General features: G+C 60.1%; 12 protein-coding genes. 9 read left to right on the forward strand and 3 right to left on the reverse strand.

Features of this window, described 5'->3' with window-relative positions; genetic code table 11:
• Positions 1-4: 4 nt before the first annotated feature.
• Positions 5-151, forward strand: a complete 147-nt coding sequence (gene ccoS / locus BP38_RS22090) for a cbb3-type cytochrome oxidase assembly protein CcoS (RefSeq protein WP_322098942.1) — start codon at positions 5-7, stop codon at positions 149-151.
• A 15-nt stretch (positions 152-166) separates the two neighbouring features.
• Here the strand turns inward: ccoS and BP38_RS19315 are convergent, their stop codons facing one another.
• From BP38_RS19315 to BP38_RS0106015, 3 genes are all read right to left on the reverse strand, one after another.
• Positions 167-1789, reverse strand: coding sequence for an adenosine deaminase family protein (locus BP38_RS19315; RefSeq protein WP_051609046.1), 1623 nt, complete (start codon positions 1787-1789; stop codon positions 167-169).
• A gap of 82 nt (positions 1790-1871) precedes the next feature.
• The gene (locus BP38_RS0106010) at positions 1872-3440 is read right to left on the reverse strand and encodes a gamma-glutamyltransferase family protein (protein WP_035723999.1); all 1569 of its coding nucleotides are present in this window, start codon (positions 3438-3440) and stop codon (positions 1872-1874) included.
• A gap of 65 nt (positions 3441-3505) precedes the next feature.
• Positions 3506-4315 (reverse strand): IclR family transcriptional regulator, encoded by an 810-nt coding sequence (locus BP38_RS0106015; protein ID WP_026986991.1) that lies wholly within the window; start codon positions 4313-4315, stop codon positions 3506-3508.
• Positions 4316-4469: 154 nt separating this feature from the next.
• Between BP38_RS0106015 and BP38_RS0106020 the strand changes: the two genes are divergently transcribed.
• The 8 genes from BP38_RS0106020 to BP38_RS21655 all read left to right on the forward strand — a co-directional run bounded on the left by BP38_RS0106020 (position 4470) and on the right by BP38_RS21655 (position 17999).
• A complete protein-coding gene (locus BP38_RS0106020) occupies positions 4470-5996 on the forward strand; it encodes a M81 family metallopeptidase (RefSeq protein WP_026986992.1) in 1527 nt (508 codons plus the stop codon).
• 82 nt (positions 5997-6078) lie between these two features.
• Positions 6079-7695 (forward strand): ABC transporter substrate-binding protein, encoded by a 1617-nt coding sequence (locus BP38_RS0106025; protein WP_211250239.1) that lies wholly within the window; start codon positions 6079-6081, stop codon positions 7693-7695.
• A gap of 93 nt (positions 7696-7788) precedes the next feature.
• The gene (locus BP38_RS0106030) at positions 7789-8730 is read left to right on the forward strand and encodes an ABC transporter permease (RefSeq protein ID WP_026986994.1); all 942 of its coding nucleotides are present in this window, start codon (positions 7789-7791) and stop codon (positions 8728-8730) included.
• Positions 8730-9614, forward strand: coding sequence for an ABC transporter permease (locus tag BP38_RS0106035; protein WP_026986995.1), 885 nt, complete (start codon positions 8730-8732; stop codon positions 9612-9614). Before BP38_RS0106030 ends, BP38_RS0106035 begins: the two co-directional genes overlap by 1 nt.
• 3 nt (positions 9615-9617) lie before the next feature.
• Positions 9618-11282 carry an ABC transporter ATP-binding protein gene (locus BP38_RS0106040; RefSeq protein WP_026986996.1) on the forward strand — a complete coding sequence of 555 codons (1665 nt, stop codon included), beginning with the start codon at positions 9618-9620 and terminating at the stop codon, positions 11280-11282.
• A gap of 40 nt (positions 11283-11322) precedes the next feature.
• Complete coding sequence (locus BP38_RS0106045; RefSeq protein ID WP_026986997.1) at positions 11323-12492, forward strand: M20 aminoacylase family protein; 1170 nt, start codon at positions 11323-11325, stop codon at positions 12490-12492.
• A 21-nt stretch (positions 12493-12513) separates the two neighbouring features.
• Positions 12514-13929: an amidase gene (locus BP38_RS0106050; RefSeq protein ID WP_035724002.1), complete on the forward strand. Its 1416-nt coding sequence runs from the start codon at positions 12514-12516 to the stop codon at positions 13927-13929.
• Between the two features lie 113 nt (positions 13930-14042).
• Positions 14043-17999: a PAS domain S-box protein gene (locus BP38_RS21655; protein ID WP_051609047.1), complete on the forward strand. Its 3957-nt coding sequence runs from the start codon at positions 14043-14045 to the stop codon at positions 17997-17999.
• Positions 18000-18056 lie beyond the last annotated feature (57 nt).

Consider the following 18056-nt stretch of genomic DNA (forward strand, 5'->3'; position numbering starts at 1 on the left):
TGTCATGTTCTACCTGATACCCATATCCCTGCTCTTGGGCGGGATTGCCCTGGCGGCCTTTTTCTGGTCGCTCAAGAGTGGCCAGTACGACGACCTGAATGGCGCGGCCGAGCGCATCCTCTATGACGAGGACGAACCGCCGCGCGGCTGAGCCAGGACGTCCCCGTCAGTCTTCCTCATAGGCCGAGAGCGGCGGCATTATACCCTCGCGCAGCAGTTCAGCCCGTTCAGCCTCGAACTTTTGGAAGGACTGCTCGAGTTCCCACTGTCGATTGGCGCGTTCGTTGGCGTCCAGGAATGCACGACAGCTCTCGCTCATGCTGGTGCAGGCGGACACCCGCGCCTGCGTTTCGAAATCCTGCCACAGGCTTTCGCCCGGCAGGAATGCGGATTCCAGGGCTTGGCGTGCAAACTGCTTCAGGTCGGAATAGTCCAGGTCATAGGTCTCGACCGCGCGCAGGTATTCATGCGTCAGGTCGTTGCGCGAGACTCCTTCATCGTCCGTGGAGAGAACCACCGGAACGCCGTAACGGCGATAGGTTTGGAAGGGATGATCGCGTCCCTCGACGCCCAGGATCTCGTCGTTGCTGGTCAGGTTGACCTCGACGGTGATCTCTTCATTTGCCATTTGGCGCAGCAGTCGTTCCGGATTGTTTTCATAGGCGATATCGATGCCGTGGCCGATCCGCGTTGCCCTGGCCGTCTTGATGGCTTGTCGGATGTGGTCGCTAAGGTCCTTTGGGGGCACGAGGCCCAGAGTCAGTTCTCCGGCATGGAGCGTGACACCGACATCCGGATAGTCTTCGGCCAGGCGCCCGATGATCCGCATCTGCTGGTCATAGGTTTTCAGGACCAGATCGTTGTCTTCCGGCGCGACGAGATTGACCGCGACCACACGCGGATCCTGCCGGGCCATCTCGAAGGCCACCATGCTCTGGGCGAGAACCTCGGCGGGTGGCACCGTGCGCAGGACCTGGGCCACATAGCGCAGGGTGACAGGGCAGTCGCCCTCATCGCCCAACTGGCAGCCCAAGCTGGCACCGGCCTCACGCTCCATGGCATCCAGATCGGCAATGGATTTCTCGGCCAGCTGCTGGATGCCGGCTTCTCGCAATCGGCGCTTGCTCTCACGGCTTGCGTCCTTCAGGTCCAGATCCTGTGCAAGAGTGCGTGCCTCGCCGGCCCGGAAGGATTGCATCAGTTCCATGTAGCCGATGTTCTGCCGGGCATTGCGGGTCGCCACTTCCGCAAGCATGTCCGCCTTGCGTGTGTCGGTGGCCGCATCGAAGCGGAAGAAGGTCGCGAAGAACTGGTCATGACCGGATACCTCGGCCAGCGGAGAGTCGCTGCCCGCCGGTGCCGCCACGAAGTTGCGCAGAGACCAGGCATTGATGAGCTGATCGCGTGTGATTTCGCCTTCGGCCAGGGCGGTCTGCAGCCGTGGCTGTTCGGCAGAGCAGGGCGGTTCGGCTAGCTGAGCGCGCTCCACAATGATGCAGAGGCCGTCTTTCAGGGCCCAGTCAACATAGCTCTCTGCATAGACAGCGCCGCTCAGGTGATTGTGCAGGTCCCCGCCCTTGGGCATGGCCTGCAGGAACATGCGCAGATCCACGGGATGTTCGCGCAGTTGTTCGAAGACGCGGGCGGTCAGAGCCGCATCTTCCGTTTCATGCGTCGGCTCACTTTCGGACAGGCTGGCACAGGCAGCCGTCAGGGACAGGGCTGCGCCGGCCATCAGCAGGGTCAACTGTCGGGACAGCAGTTCTTTCGAAAACAATCGCTTCGTCATGGAGGGTTGGTTCCGCTTCCTTAATTACTCGGGTGTGCAGGCGCAGATTGCCCAAAGCCTACAGCGCGGTCCAGTGGGGCCGTCACTGTGCTTCCGCAATGCTGTCGCCCCAGGCGGACATGATTTCGGTGCAGCCCATGTTCTGATCGCCTTCGCGCAGGACGGCAACAGGACAGGCATAGGCAAAGGGGAAGGCCGTGCGCGGTGCTGTGATAATCTTGTGCTTCTGGCGCAGGGCATCGATCCAGGACGGCTCGAGGCTTTCGTCCGCCACCACCAGGTCCTGTCCGGAAACATCGATCCGCGGATGGTGGAAGCTGTCTTCCAGCGACAGCCCATGGTCCACCATCAGGGAGGAAAGCTGGGCGACGGCCGATACGATCTTGCGTCCTCCCGAGGCGCCAATGGCAAAACGCCGGTTTCCCTGCTCGCCGATCACCGGGCAGATGTTCATGAGGCAGCGCTTGTCCGGCCCCAGGGAGTTCGGACGGCCCTGTTCGGGATCGAACCACATGATGCCATTGTTCATCAGCAAGCCGGTCGAGCCCGACACTGTACGCGACCCGAAGATGGAAAGGAGCGTCTGGGTCTGGGCCACCATGTTGCCGTGCCGGTCAACGACGGAGAAATGGGTGGTGCAGCCCGGCGCATCCTTGGGTTCCTCATGGTCGCCCATGGTGTTGAAGCGTTTCTCGTACGCCTGTTTGAGGGCTTCGGCATAGGCCGCAAAGCTGTCCGCCGTGGGTGCGCCGCCGGCGGCATGCCGCTGGGAAAGCACTTCGAATGCGTCACGAAACGTGGGTCCGGCTGTCATGTAAGGGGTGACATGAAAGTGGGAGTCCCTGTACGCGAAGCTCAGCGGGGACTCGAAGGCGGCCTGATAGGTGCGCAGGTCTTCCATCGACAGGCAGCCGCCCTTGGCTTGGATGTCCGCGACCATCGCTTCGGCAATGTCGCCCTCGTAGAATTCACGGGCACCTTTCTCAGCCAGCCGGGACAGGGTGTCCGCCATCTTCGGATTTGGAATGCGCTTGTCTTCCAGGCTGGTCCATCCGGCGATCGTGGGCCATTGACCATCCTCCAGGAACAGGGCCGCTGCATCGGGATCCTGCGCCAGGCTGCGCGTGGCTGAAGCGATGATCAGGGCTGCATACCAGTCCACCTGCAGGCCCTTGCGCGCCAACTCCACGGAGGGTGCAATGAGGTCCCGCCAGGGCATGCGACCGAAGCGCTCGTGCGCCTTGCCGACACCATCGATCAGGCCCGGAACGGCGACGGCTGTCGCCCCCTGTATGTTCCGGTCTTCCATGACCGCTTCCCAGGGAAAGAGATCACTGGCCTTCCCGGTGCCGGAAAGAGGGTAGTCAGCCGGGTCGAGAGCGCCGGGGGAACGCATGCCATAGTTGAGGGAGTGTGCGCGCCCTTCATCTGCTCGCCAGAGCATCATGGCGCCGCCACCAGCCGGACCGCTCATCCAGGGCTCCAGGACGCCCAAAGCAAAGGACGTGGCAACCGCCGCGTCCACGGCATCACCGCCTTCGGCCAGAACCTCTGCACCAACGCGCGCTGCCTGGCTGTGCTGTGCCGAGACAACGCCACCCTTGGTTTTAATGACGCTCTTGCGGACCTGCTGTGTGGTGGAAAGGTTCATGCTCAAGGTTCTGTTTCCTCTTCTTCTGTTGTCCTGAAGGTCTTCTGCTCCGTTGGAGTCCCGCTTCAGCGGGTGATATCCATTGCGGCTTCCGAAATGAGCGGGGCGAAGCGGGTGACGAAATCCTCCGGCTTCCAGTCACTCAGGGAGCCGGCCAGATGAATCGCGCCCGCTGGTTTGCCATCAGGGCCGGGCAGGGCGACTCCGATGGCAATCTCGCCGATCAGTATCTCCTCCAGGGTCAACGCATAGCCCTTGTCCCGCGCCTCGGCCACCTTGTCCCGGATGGTGGCCGGTTCTGTCAGGGTTCTGGGAGTGAGGGGAGTCCTGTCCGAGCGATCGATGATATCGTCCACCTCGCTGCTTTCGAGTTGCGAGAGTATCGCGCGCCCTCCGGAGGAACAGTAGGTGGGCACGCTGTGTCCCACCAGGGTTGCATGAAAGGTCTCGCGCTTGCTCTGCATGCGGGCGGCATAGACAACACGCAGGTCGTCGAAAAGACTGAGGTCGACGCGCTCACGGACATTCCGGCGCAGTTCAAGCAGCACCGGCGTGGCGCGACGGACAAGCGGATTCAAACGCAGGTAATCCAGTGTGTGGTCCAGGATGCGTATGTCCGGCAGGAAGCCCCGGCCATGTTCATCACGGCGGATGTAGCCGAGTCTTCGCAGAGTGTGTACGATGCGTTGCGCTGCGGAGCGGTCGATTTGAGCGGATTGGGCGATTTCTGATAAGCTTAATGGCTGTTCGCTCTTGTGAAAGGCTGAGAGCACGTCGAGAGCGCGGCCTATGGAGCGTGTGAACAGGGGATCTTCCAGATGTTCCTTCTGGCTGCCCGTTGTATCTGAACCCGGCCTCAAGAGACTTCGCACCATTTGTCCGCTCGCGCTGTTGACAACAAGTGAATGATGAATTTAACGTGACAGGCAATGCAAGCGTATCGTTCAGCGATACAGAAAAATAATTTTTATTTGATTTTCGGATCGATTCCCTGAATCAAATGGTGGAAGACAGGGAGATGGGAAGGCCATGGGAAGCCGTGTTGCCATAGGCGGGCTATTACACGAAACGAATACCTTTGCTCCCACAAAAGCGGATTATGCAGCTTTCGAGCAGGGGGGCGGCTATATCCCGATGACGCGTGGCACGCGTCTGTTCGATGTAGCGAAAGGCATAAACCTGGGGGTGTCCGGGGCCATGGCACATGGCCGCGAAGCTGGCTGGGAGATGATACCGACTCTCTGGGCCGGTGCCATCCCTTCTGCCCAGGTAACCCGGGATGCCTTTGAAACCATTGTTTCCGAAATCGTTGAGGGTATCACCTCGGCCGGCGAGCTTGATGGGGTCTACCTGGACCTGCATGGGGCCATGGTCTGCGAGCATCTGGACGATGGTGAGGGCGAACTGCTCCAGCGTGTTCGCGCTGCTGTCGGGGACGCTGTTCCCATTGCGGCCAGCCTGGACCTGCACGGCAACATCACGGAAAAGATGATGGCTGCAGCCGATGTCCTGGTCGGCTTTCGCACCTATCCCCATATCGACATGGCCCGGACCGGTGAGCGCGCCGCCCAGCAATTGACGAAGATCATGTCCGAAGGCCGCCGTCCGGCAAAGGCCATGCGGCGGCTGCCCTATCTGGTGCCGATTCCCTGGCAATGCACGGACCTTCAGCCCGGCAAGCGCCTCTATGGCCTGGTGGGTGAGCTCGAGCAGGGAGATGTCTCAAGCACTTCGCTGTTCATGGGGTTCCCCGCCGCCGACTTTCCGGAGTGCGGCCCCACGGCGCTGGCCTTTGCCGATAGCCAGCAGGCAGCGGATGCGGCAGCTGATCGTATTGCCGAGGCCTACAGGCAGGCCGAGCCGGAATATGCGGGCACAGCCTATGAAGCGGCCGACGGTGTGGCAAAAGCCCGTGAATTGCTGGCACAGGGCGTTCCGCGCCCGATCGTTCTGGCCGATACCCAGGACAATCCGGGTGCCGGCGGCGATTCCAACACGACGGGCATGCTGCGGGCCCTGGTCGAGGCTGCCGTGCCGGATGCGGCCGTCGGCCTGATCGTCGACCCGGAGTCGGCGGCCCAGGCCCATTCAGCCGGCGAGGGGTGTGAGGTCGAACTGGCGCTGGGCGGAAAGTCGAACGTCCCGGGCGACAGCCCCTATACGGCGCGCTTTGTCGTGGAAAAGCTTTCCGACGGCCGTTTCACAGCGCCGGGGCCCTTCTATGGCGGCGCACATATGGATTTGGGGCCTTCGGCCTGTCTCCGGATCGGTGGGGTCCGCGTCGTGGTCTCCACCCACAAGGCACAGATGGCGGATCGGGAGATGTTCCGCTTCGCTGGAATCGAACCCGAGGAAACGGATATCCTCGTGGTCAAGAGTTCAACACACTTCCGGGCCGATTTCGCGCCGGTCGCAGGGCAAATTCTGGTTTGCGTCGCGCCGGGGCCCATGGCCATCGATCCGGCCTCGCTGCCGTGGCGGCGATTGACGCCGGGGCTTCGGCTTTCGCCCATGGGCCCGGAATACAGAATGCAGGGTGCTGAAGGCGTGGGTTAACACCCGGCCGGCCCTGTACCGTCGAGACGATATGTCTCCAACAAGAGTATATTTTACCTGAAAACCAGCAGAGAGGTACATTATGACAGAACATTTCAAAGCCAGGACCGGGCGCATGGCCCGGCGCGGCGGCTTTGCAGCCGCGGCGCTGATGGCCATGACCATGCTGACACCGGCGAGCTCCGTCGCCCAGGACGAGCAAGAGACCATTACAGGTGTCATGCACTCCGGCCTGCGTGTGCTGGACCCGATCATCACCACAGCCCACATCACCCGCAACCACGGTTACATGATCTATGACGTCCTGCTGGCTCAGGACGAGGACTTCCAGCCGCATCCGCAGATGGCCGACTGGGAAGTCTCGGATGACAACTTGGTTTACACCTTTACCCTGCGCGATGGGCTGAAGTTCCACGACGGTGAGCCTGTGACAGCCGAGGACGTTGTTGCATCGCTCGAGCGTTGGGGCGAGGTCGATTCCGGTGGCCAGCAGATCTTCGACGTGACCGACAGCCTGGAAGCCACGGACGAGAAGACGGTGACCTGGACGCTCAGCGAGCCCTTCCCGCCGATGCTTCAGGTTCTCTCCAAGCAGTCGGCACGTCCAGCCTTCATCATGCCGAAGCGTGTTGCCGAAACGCCGTCAGATACCTCCATTGACGAGTATGTCGGTTCCGGTCCTTTCGTCTTCAACGAGGACGAGTTCGATCCCGGACAGAAGGTTGTTTACGACAAGTTCGAGGATTATGTCCCGCGCGATGAAGAAGCGAACTGGATGGCCGGCGGCAAGGAGGTCAACGTCGATCGGGTCGAGTGGGTCAGCATGTCCGACATGATGACATCGGTGAACGCGCTTGCCGAAGGCGAGATCGACTATATCGAGCAGGTCGAAGTCGACCTTCTGCCGATCCTTGATGCGAACGAGAATGTGACCGTCGAACGCCGCGATCCGCTTGGTTACCAGACCATCGGACGCATGAACTTCAAGCATCCGCCGTTCGACAACCAGAAAATCCGTCAGGCGGCCCTGCTGGCGCTCAGCCAGGAGGATGTCCTGGGCACCATGATCGGCAATCCGGATTACTATGAGCTCTGTGGGTCCGTCTTCGGTTGTGGAACGCCGCTTGAGGACGAAACCGGGGCCGAGAGCCTGTTGGAAGGCGGAGATCCCGAAGCGGCCCAGGCCCTTCTGGACGAAGCCGGTTATGACGGCACGCCGATCGTGCTGATGCAGCCGACGGACGTTGCCAGCCTGGATGACCAGCCGGTGGTTGCGGCTCAGGCCTTCCGCGAGGCTGGCTTCGAGGTCGACATGCAGCCGATGGACTGGCAGAGCGTTGTCAGCCGCCGTGCCAGCATGGATCCGCCGGATGAAGGTGGCTGGAACATCTTCTTCACCAACTGGCAGCTGCCAGAGGTCGCCGATCCGCTGATCAACCCCATGCTGAACTCCCGCGGTGATTCCGCCTGGTTCGGCTGGCCGGACGATGAGCACATGGAGGATCTGCGCTCTCAGTATGTCGATGCCAAGACCGAGGACGAGCGCAAGGAAATCGCGAGCGAAATCCAGGCTTATGCCCTGGAAACGGTGAACTATATCCCGCTGGGGCAGTACTTTATGCCGCAGGCTCGCCGCAACAATGTTGTGGACATGATTCCTTCGCCGGTTCCGGTCTTCTGGAACATCGACAAGGAGTAACTGCCTAGCTTCGTTTCGGACGGGTGGTGCCAATGACTGCATCACCCGTCCGATTTCGTTTGAACCAGGCACATCACAGAGAAAGAGCCCAAGATGCTTGGCTACATTATTCGGCGCATCCTGGCGGTCATTCCCGTCATGCTGATTGTTGCAATCTTCGTTTTCCTGATGCTCCGTCTTTCTCCGGGCGATCCTGCGGCCATCCTGGCCGGCGATTCCGCGACCGCGGCGCAGATCGAGAAGATTCGAACGGAACTTGGCCTGAACGATCCGCTTCACATCCAGTTCATTACCTGGATGGGGCAGTTGCTTCAGGGGGATCTCGGTACATCCCTGATCTCGAAGACGGGTGTGGTCGACATGATTGCAAACCGGATCAATCCGACCATCAACCTTGCCCTAATGACGATCATCATCTCGGTCCTGTTGGCTGTGCCGATGGGCGTGGCGGCGGCCTGGAGGCATCGCACCTGGGTTGATTATCTGGTCATGAGCTTCTCGGTCCTGGGCTTCTCGATCCCGGTTTTCGTGATCGGTTATATTTTCATGGCCATTTTTGCGCTGGGGCTGGGGTGGTTCCCGGTTCAGGGCTATCGCGCACCGACGGAAGATTTCTTCGGATTTCTATTAAGGGCCATTTTGCCCTCGCTGACCCTGGCCACAATCTATGTGGCCCTGATAGCGCGCATGACGCGCGCCAGCATGCTCGAGGTTCTGGGCGAAGACTACATACGGACGGCGCGTGCCAAGGGTGTGAAGGAGAATTCCGTGCTTTTCCGTCATGCCCTGCGGAATGCGGCCGTCCCGATCATGACCATCATCGGCATCGGCTTCGCGCTCCTGATCGGCGGCGTGGTCGTAACCGAAAGCGTGTTCAACATTCCAGGGATTGGGCGTCTGACGGTCGATGCAATCCTGGCGCGGGACTACCCCGTGATACAGGCCATCATCCTTTTGACGGCAGGCATCTATGTGCTGATCAACCTGTTGATCGACCTGTCCTATACCCTGCTTGACCCGAGGATTCGCTACTGATGGCAAAAACTGCACAACCCGTTTCCGCCTCGCAATGGTTTCTCGGTGCCTTGTCGCTCCCGCGCAAGTGGCGAGTCGGCCCGGGGCCCATAATCGCTGCCATCGTGCTGACGGTTATCGTCCTTTCGGCGATATTCGCACCCTATTACGTGCCCTTCGATCCCATGCACATGGAGTCCACTAAGCGTCTTCAGCCCCCCGGGGGTGAGTACATCCTGGGCACCGATCCCTTTGGCCGTGACATGTTCAGCCGCGTTGTCACAGGCGGACGCATATCCCTGCTGATCGGTATAGGGGCCGCGGTCATCAGTGTCTTTTTTGGCCTTCTGATCGGACTGGTCGCCGGCTTCTTCCGCATGGCTGACGCCATCATCATGCGAATCATGGACAGCCTGATGTCCATTCCGGCCATCCTTCTGGCGATTGCCCTGGTTTCCCTGAGCGGTGCCAGCGTTGGGTCGGTGATCATTGCGATTACCATCCCGGAAATTCCACGCGTGGTGCGCCTGGTGCGTTCCGTCGTCTTGAGTGCGCGTGAGGAACCATACGTGGAGGCGGCAACGGCCTTGGGGTCCAGCATGCCCAAGATTCTGACAAAACACCTGATGCCCAACACCATGGCGCCTCTGATTGTTCAGGGGACCTATATCTGTGCTTCTGCGATCCTGATCGAGGCCATCCTGTCTTTCCTGGGTGCCGGTGTCAGTACCGAGACGCCAACCTGGGGCAATATCATGGCCGAGGGACGTGATTACTTCCAGATCAATCCCGGGCTGATCTTCTGGCCGGGACTGATGCTCTCGCTCTGCATCCTCTCGATCAATCTCATTGGTGACACAGCGCGCGATCTGCTGGATCCGCGCCTGAAGAAACGGGAAGCCTGATACATGAAGTTCAAGTCACGCAACTTCGAAGGGGCCGAAACCGTCCTGGATATCAAGGATCTCTCGGTCAACCTGCCGAATCAGGAGACTGTGGCCCCGATCCTGGATCGCATAAGCCTCAATATTCGTGCCGGCGAGACCGCCTGCCTGGTCGGCGAAAGCGGATCGGGCAAGTCGGTCACCTCGCTGGCTGTCATGGGGCTGTTGCCAAAGGGGGCGCTTGAGGTCACTGGTGGAAAGATCACGCTTGAGGACCGCGAACTGCTCGGCCTGTCCCACAACGAGCTGAGGCATATGCGCGCCCGTCGCATGGCGATGATCTTCCAGGAGCCGATGACAGCCCTGAATCCGGTCATGCGCGTCGGGGACCAGATTGACGAGGTCCTGCAGATCCATGCCGATATGTCGGCTTCCGAGCGCAAGGCCCGGGTGCTCGACATCATGGAACAGGTGCACCTGCCGGATGTTAAGCGCATCTATGGGTCCTATCCGCACCAGCTTTCGGGTGGACAACGCCAGCGCATCATGATCGCCATGGCATTGGTGTTGCAGCCCAAGCTGCTGATTGCCGACGAGCCGACAACGGCATTGGATGTCACGACGCAGGCACAGATCCTAAGGCTGATTGCAGAACTGCAGGAAAAACAGGGCACCGCCGTTCTCTTCATTACGCACGACATGGGCGTGGTTTCCGAGATTGCGGACACCGTGCACGTCATGAAGGAAGGTCAGATTGTCGAGCAGGCTCCCGTGGAGAAGTTGCTGCGTGAACCACGGGAAGATTACACACAAAAACTGCTCAAGGCCGTGCCCAGCCTGATTCCGCGCAAGGTGCGTCCGCCCAAGTCGGATGACCAGGTCCTACAGGTTCAGGGCATGAAGAAGATCTATGGGGGCGGCGGAATTTTCGTGAAGAAGGAGGGCACGCTGGCCGCTCAGGATGTCAGTTTCTCCATCGCTCGCGGACGGACGCTGGGGATTGTTGGCGAAAGCGGTTCGGGTAAGTCCACCGTGGCACGCTGTGTGATGCGTCTGATCGATCCCACTGAGGGAGAGGTGCGTGTGGATGGCAACGAGATCGCACGCCTGAGCCGGCGCCAGTTGCGTCCCTATCGTCGCTTTATCCAGATCGTTTTCCAGGATCCCTTCCGGTCCCTGAACCCGCGTTGGAAAGTTGGTGAGAGTCTCATCGAGGGTCCGCTGAATTACGGGATTTCGCGCGCGGAGGCCATGAAGCAGGCTGGGGACTTGATGGAATTGGTCGGTCTTCCACGCGATGTCCTGGATCGCTATCCGCACCAGTTTTCGGGCGGTCAGCGGCAGCGAATCGCCATCGCGCGGGCCGTGGCCATGAAGCCGGATGTCCTGGTGGCCGATGAAGCGGTTTCGGCCCTGGACGTGTCCATTCAGGCGCAGGTGCTCGACCTGCTGGGTGACATTCAGGACAAGCTGGGTGTCGCGATCCTGTTCATTACGCACGACCTGCGTGTGGCGGCCCAGATCTGTGACGACATTGTCGTCATGCAGAATGGTCTGATCGTCGAATACAACAGCGCAAGCGAAGTGCTGGCCAATCCCCAGCATGAATACACGCGGGCCCTGACCGAAGCCGCACCTGGGCGTGAGTGGGATTTTGCCAATTTCTGTGAATTGAAGAAAACAGCCTGATCGCGGAATCCATCCGCGATCTGGAAAAAGGGAGAGCATCATGTCCGTATTGCCGCGCATTCAGGAGTTTGCTGAAGAGCTGAGCGAAATCCGTCACGATATTCACGCCCATCCGGAGTTGGGGTTCGAGGAAACCCGGACTGCCAAACTGGTCGAGGAAAAGCTCAAGGTCTGGGGTGTGGATGAAGTTCATAGCGGTATTGGCGGTACGGGCATCGTCGGTGTCCTGCAGGGCAAAAGCCCGGGCAATCGCACAATCGGATTACGCGCCGACATGGATGCCTTGCCGATTCACGAGGCCACCGATTTGCCTTATGCTTCGCAGAACCAGGGCAAGATGCACGCCTGTGGCCATGACAGCCATACGACCATGCTGTTGGGGGCGGCGCGTTATCTTGCGGAAACGCGCGATTTCTCCGGCAAGGTGCACCTGATCTTCCAGCCGGCAGAGGAAGGGCTTGGCGGGGCGCGCCGCATGCTTGAGGAAGGCTTGTTCGAACGCTTCCCCTGTGACGAAATCTACGGCATGCACAACGATCCCAACGCGCCGGAGGGCCAGGTTACAGTAAAACCAGGACCCGCCATGTCAGGTGCAACCTTCTTCGATATCACCATCGAAGGGGTGGGAAGCCATGCCGCCATGCCGCATCAGTCGCGCGATCCCATTATCGTGGCCACCGCACTGGTCCAGCAGCTGCAGTCGGTGGTCAGTCGCAACCGCCCGCCCGCCGAGCCGCTGGTCCTGTCGGTCACGCAAATTCATGCGGGTTCGGCATACAACGTCGTGCCGGGCACGGCCAGCATATCGGGCACCATCCGCTATTTTTCCGAAGAGCTGCGTGACCTGACACATGAGCGCATCAAGGAACTCTGCGCCGGACTGGAGAAGGCCTACGGCGTCACCATCAAGCCTGACCTGCGGAACATCTTCCATGTGCTGATGAACGATCCGGAACTGGGACAGGAATACCTGAAAGCTGCCGCAGATGTCGTCGGTGCCGACAACGCCATCGAGACTGAAAAGTACGCCACGGGCAGTGAGGATTTCGCCGACATGCTGCGCGTAGTGCCGGGCGCCTATTGCCGCGTTGGGCATGCCGGATCCGTGCCCTTGCACAATCCGGAATATGTTCTGGATGATGGGATATTGCCCATTGGGGCCTCGATCTTTTCCCGTATCGTCGAGCGCCGCCTTCCCGCATCCCAGTAGGCTGCGCGAAAAGGATTTGCCATGACGGCTTTCGGTGAGTTGCACAGGCTGTCCGCCTCGACCCTTCTGTCAGGTCTTGCCGCCGGTGAATTGACGGCGGAAGAATTGATGGAAGCCACGCTTGCCAGGATCGAGACCGTCAATCCTCGCGTGAACGCCGTGGTCTCGCTCAGGCCGGCTTCGGATTTGCTGGCCGAGGCTCGCAGCAGGGATTCTGAAGGGGGCGGCGGCCCGCTCCATGGCCTGCCGATTGCGATCAAGGATCTGGCTCAGACAAAGGGTCTGCGGACCACCTGGGGCTCGCCCCTTATGGCTAACTTCATTCCCGATCAGGATGACCTTTTTGTTGCGCGCCTGAAGGCGGCCGGGGCCATAGTCATCGGCAAGACCAATACACCGGAATTCGGACTGGGATCCAACAGCTACAATCCTGTTCATGGCCGAACCGCTAACGCCTGGAACCCGGACTTTTCAGCGGGTGGGTCAAGTGGCGGTGCTGCGGTGGCTCTGGCAACTGGCATGCTGGCCCTGGCCGATGGTTCCGACATGATGGGCTCCCTGCGAAATCCGGCGGCCTGGAACAATGTCTACGGGTTTCGGCCCAGCTATGGGCTCGTCCCCGATAACCCGGCAGGGGATATGTTCCTGCACCAGCTTTCCACCAACGGTCCCATGGCGCGTTCCATTCGAGATCTGGCCCTGTTGCTGGATGTGATGGCCGGTCCGGATACACGCTTGCCGCACAGCCTGCCAACACAGTCAGCCTTTTCGGATCGCCTGCCTGCCGATCTGAGGGGCCGGCGCATTGGCTGGATCGGTGACTGGGGTGGACATTACCCCATGGAAGACGGGGTGCTTTCGCTTTGTTCAGAGGCTCTTGTGAAGTTTTCCGAACTGGGGGTGGAAGTCGAGGCAGTCCAGCCAGATTTCGATCCTTTTGCGCTCTGGCAAAGCTGGACAACCCTGCGCAGCTGGGCTGTGGCCGCGAAGCTGGGGGCGGTTTACGAAAATCCGGAAAGCAGGAAGCACCTGAAACCCGAGGCCATCTGGGAAATCGAGCGCGGTCTGGCCTTGAGTGGTCAGGAGATACAGAAGGCCAGCGAAGTCCGTTCAGACTGGTACCGGACGCTTGCCTATCTGTTCCAGCAATACGAGGCCCTGGCCTTGCCGGCTGCACAGTGCTTTCCTTTTCCCGCCGAGTGGGATTGGCCTCGCGAGGTAGCGGGGCATCCGATGGAAAGCTATCACCATTGGATGGAAGTCGTGGTGCCGGCTTCTCTGGCCGGGATCCCGGCTCTCAGCCTTCCTGCCGGCTTTGGCGCGCAGGGCCTGCCGATGGGCTTTCAGCTGCTTGGGCCCAAAGGTGCGGATGCCGCATTGCTGCAACTGGGACAGGGCTATGCGCGCGCCCATGGTGCCGTGGATATTGCGCTCTGAGCGGCGAAGGTCGTTGGCGGGCACCGCGTGCTGCGCTAGTCTCGGGAAGATGCGGGGTAGGCGGAGAAACTCCAGCCTGTCCTTAGAGCGATTACAGGCAAGCGGGATGGTATATGGAGGCCGGGAACAAGTTCTTCTTTGACCAGCATCCCGACCCGATCTGGATATATGATCGTGAGACCCTGCAATTCCTGGATGTGAACCAGGCTGCCATCGAGAAGTTCGGCTACAGCCATACGCGCTTCCTGTCCATGACCATTGCCGACATCCGGCCCGCCGAGGATATTCCCGCCCTGCAAGCAGCTGTGGCCCAACTTGGCGATGGGGCCCACGAGGCCGGTGTCTGGCGTATCTATACAGCCCGGGGCGACCTGGTCTTCGTGGATTTCCATTGGCGTCCCATGGAGTTCAAGGGGCGCCCGGCCGTTCTGGCCGCTGCGCGCGATGTCACGCGGGTCATCGAATTGGAGCGCGAGCGCAGCGAACTTCTGGAAAGGGAGGAGGAGCTTCGGCGCAAGGCAGAGGATGTGGCCGACCGCTTCCAGGCTCTGTTCGAAGCCGTGCCGGGAAATTTCCTGGTGTTGGCGCCAGAAGATTTCGAGATCGTGGCGGTCAGTGATGCCTATCTGCGTTCCACGATGACCCAGAGGTCCGACCTTGTCGGCAAGAAGCTTTTCGAGGCTTTCCCGGATGATCCGGAGCATCCTGATGCGGGTAGCACGCAGCGTCTCGAGGCTTCGCTCGAGCGGGTGAAGGCGCAAGGCCGCTCCGATATCTTGGGGGTTCAGCATTACCCCATTCCCCGTCCGGAAAGCCTGGGCGGTGGCTTCGAGGATCGCTACTGGACGCCTGTCAATGCCCCCGTTCTGAGTGCTGATGGAAAGATAGCCTATATCGTCCATCGCGTGGAAGACGTCACCGAAGCGGTCCAAGCGCAGGGACAGGTTGCCTCGGACTCAGGAAGTGCGGGTGACGCCCCTCTGCCGGAACTGGAGATCCTCGTACGCTCTCGCGAGTTGAAGAGCGCCAATGTTGCCCTGCAGGACGAGGTCCTGGAACTACGCAATGCTCAGAGGCTCCTCGGCATGGCAACAGTCAAGCTGGACCTGGACCATGACCAGCTATCTGTCTCCGAGAATTTCTATAACATTCTGGGGCTCAAGCCAGAAGCGCTTGCGCCTGGGGTGGAGGGTCTGTTGGCTCTCGTTCATCCGGAGGATCGCGCCCAGCTGCAACAGGAGTTGCAAAACCTGGTTTCCGGGAAGAAGGAACACCTTGAAGCTCATCTGCGATTCATCAAGCCAAGCGACGATACGTTCGTACACGCTCTGTACGTCAGCGAAGCAATCCAAGGCCAACAGTCCCCGGTCCTGAATGGATTGTTTCTCGATATAACCCGGCGGGTAGAGGCTGAAGCGGAATTGGAACAGGTGCGCCGTCTGGTCGACCTGGCTGGCCGAACGGCACGGCTGGGAGGTTGGCGGGCGGAGTACAACCCGCCTCGAATCACCTGGACACCGGTCACGGCGGAGATTCACGAGGTTTCGCCTAACTTCCAGCCCTCCTATGAAACGGCCCTGTCCTTCTATGTTCCCGAAGATCGCGAACGTATGCAGCGGCTGTTCCAGGAGTGTGCCCAGTCCGGACGCGCCTTTGATGAAACACTGCAGATTGTGACCCAGAAGGATCGCAGAGTCTGGCTGCGTGTAATCGGTGAGCCGGAAAGGGACAGCCAAGGCAATGTCACGGCGCTGCAAGGAGCCATCCAGGACATTTCTGAACAGGTAAAAGAGCGGGGTCGCTCAGAAGGTCTTTCCCGTCGCCTGGGAGATATGCTGGAAAGCATGAGCGACGCGTTCTTTACCCTGGACCGGGATTGGCGCTTTACCTACCTGAACGGCCAGGCCGAGCTCATGTTGGAGCGCTCCCGCACGGAGCTGCTGGGACAGAATGTCTGGACGGAGTTTCCCGCAGCGGTAGGTACGGCCTTTGACCGGGAATACAGCCGGGCTTTCCGTGACCAGGAAACCGTGCGCTTCCTGGAATACTACCCGCCGCTCGAAAAGTGGTTCGAGGTCAATGCCTACCCCTCATCGGAGGGACTTGCCGTCTATTTCCGGGACGTCACGGGTGAACGGGCACAGCGGGCACATTTGCGCCTGCTGGAAACAGCGGTTTCGCGTCAAAGCGACATCCTGCTGATCACGGACGCGGAGCCAATCGATGGTCCGGATGGCCCGAGGATCGTTTACGTGAACGATGCCTTCACGCGGCGGACCGGCTACAGCCGCGAGGAGGTGATAGGAAAGACGCCGCGGATTCTGCAGGGACCGGGCACTCAGAGAGAGGAACTGGATCGTATTCACCAGGCGTTGAAGAAATGGCAGCCTGTTCGGGCAGAGGTCCTGAACTATACCAAGTCAGGTGAGGAAATCTGGCTGGAGTTGGATATCGTGCCTCTGGCCAACGAAAAGGGCTGGTACACGCACTGGGTTTCCGTCGAACGCGATATCACCGCCCGCAAACAGGCGGATGAAACCATTCGTATCAATGAGGAGCGTTTCCGCCTGCTTGCAAAGGCCACCAATGACGTGATCTGGGACTGGGACCTGCGAACGGATGATATCTGGTGGAACGAGAGCATAAGCCATCAATTCGGCTATGACCGGAATGCGATGGCATCGGGCCCAGACTCCTGGATGCAACGAATCCACCCCGAAGATCGAGAACGCGCCGTGGCGTCCCTTGAGCGCGTGATTGAGGGCTCGGGATCGAACTGGGTCGAGGAGTATCGTTTCCTGGATGCTCAAGGGCAGGACCATGTCGTGGTGGACCGAGGATTTGTCATTCGCGATGAGACCGGAAAGGCCATCCGCATGTTGGGAAGCATGGAGGATGTGACCGAGCGGCGGCTCATGGATGAGCGCATGCGGCATTCCCAGAAGCTGGAGACGGTCGGGCAGTTGACCGGAGGGATCGCCCATGACTTCAACAACCTGTTGACCGTCATTCTTGGTAATGCCGAGATCCTGAGTGAGAGCCTGGCCGGCGAAGACTCCCTGAAGGCTTTGGCTGATATGACGGCCAATGCCGCCGAGCGAGGCGCTGAACTGACCAATCGTCTGCTGGCCTTTGCCCGCCAGCAGACCTTGCAGCCCAGGTGGGTGGACCTGAACGATACCCTGGAGGGAATGGAGGGGCTGCTGAAGCGGACCCTGTCCGAGGCTATCGAGATCACCATTCGCCCGGGAGCCAACCTGCCGTCTGTCGAAGTGGACCCGGGACAGCTGGAAGCCGCGCTTCTGAATCTGGCCGTCAATGCGCGTGATGCCATGCCCGAAGGCGGGCACTTGATCATAGAAGTCCAGGTAACTGAGCTGGACGAAAGCTACACGAACACCCAACCAGATGTCGCTCCGGGAGCTTATGTCCTATTGTCCGTTTCGGACACCGGTGAAGGCATGTCGGAGCCCACGCTGGAACGCGCCTTCGAGCCATTTTACACGACCAAGGAAGTGGGCAAGGGTAGCGGTCTGGGGCTCAGTATGGTCTACGGGTTCATGAAACAATCCGGTGGACATGTGCGTATCTATTCTGAAGTCGGGCAAGGGACCACCGTACGCTTGTATTTTCCCCAGGCAGAGGGCGCAGCGCCGGGCGAAAGTCCCGATCAGATATATAAGGAAAGGCGAGGTGGGCAAGAGCACATCCTAGTGGTCGAGGATGACGAGCTTGTGCGAAAGCATCTTGTTGGCCTTTTGGGCGAATTGAACTACCGCGTGACCGATAGCGGCGATGCGGCCAGTGCGCTGGATATCCTGAAGCAGCATGAGGATATCGATCTGCTGTTTACGGACGTCATCATGCCCGGTGCCATGAATGGCCCTGACTTGGCGCGAGAGGCCAACGCGCTTCGTCCCGACCTGAAGGTGCTCTATACCTCTGGCTATACAGAGAATGCCGTCATGCAGGATGGCCGCCTCGAGCCCAACGTGCATCTCTTGTCCAAACCCTATCGTCGCCAGGAACTGGCATTGAAGCTGCGCGAAGTCCTGGGTACAGAGCCCTGAATTTCCTAATCCTGCTTGGAAACAGCGGTTCCGGGGCCGGTCCTTTTGATCCCGGCC

Origin of the sequence: Fodinicurvata fenggangensis DSM 21160, assembly GCF_000686045.1 — a bacterium.
In the GTDB taxonomy this organism is placed as follows: Bacteria; Pseudomonadota; Alphaproteobacteria; order Kiloniellales; family DSM-21159; genus Fodinicurvata; species Fodinicurvata fenggangensis.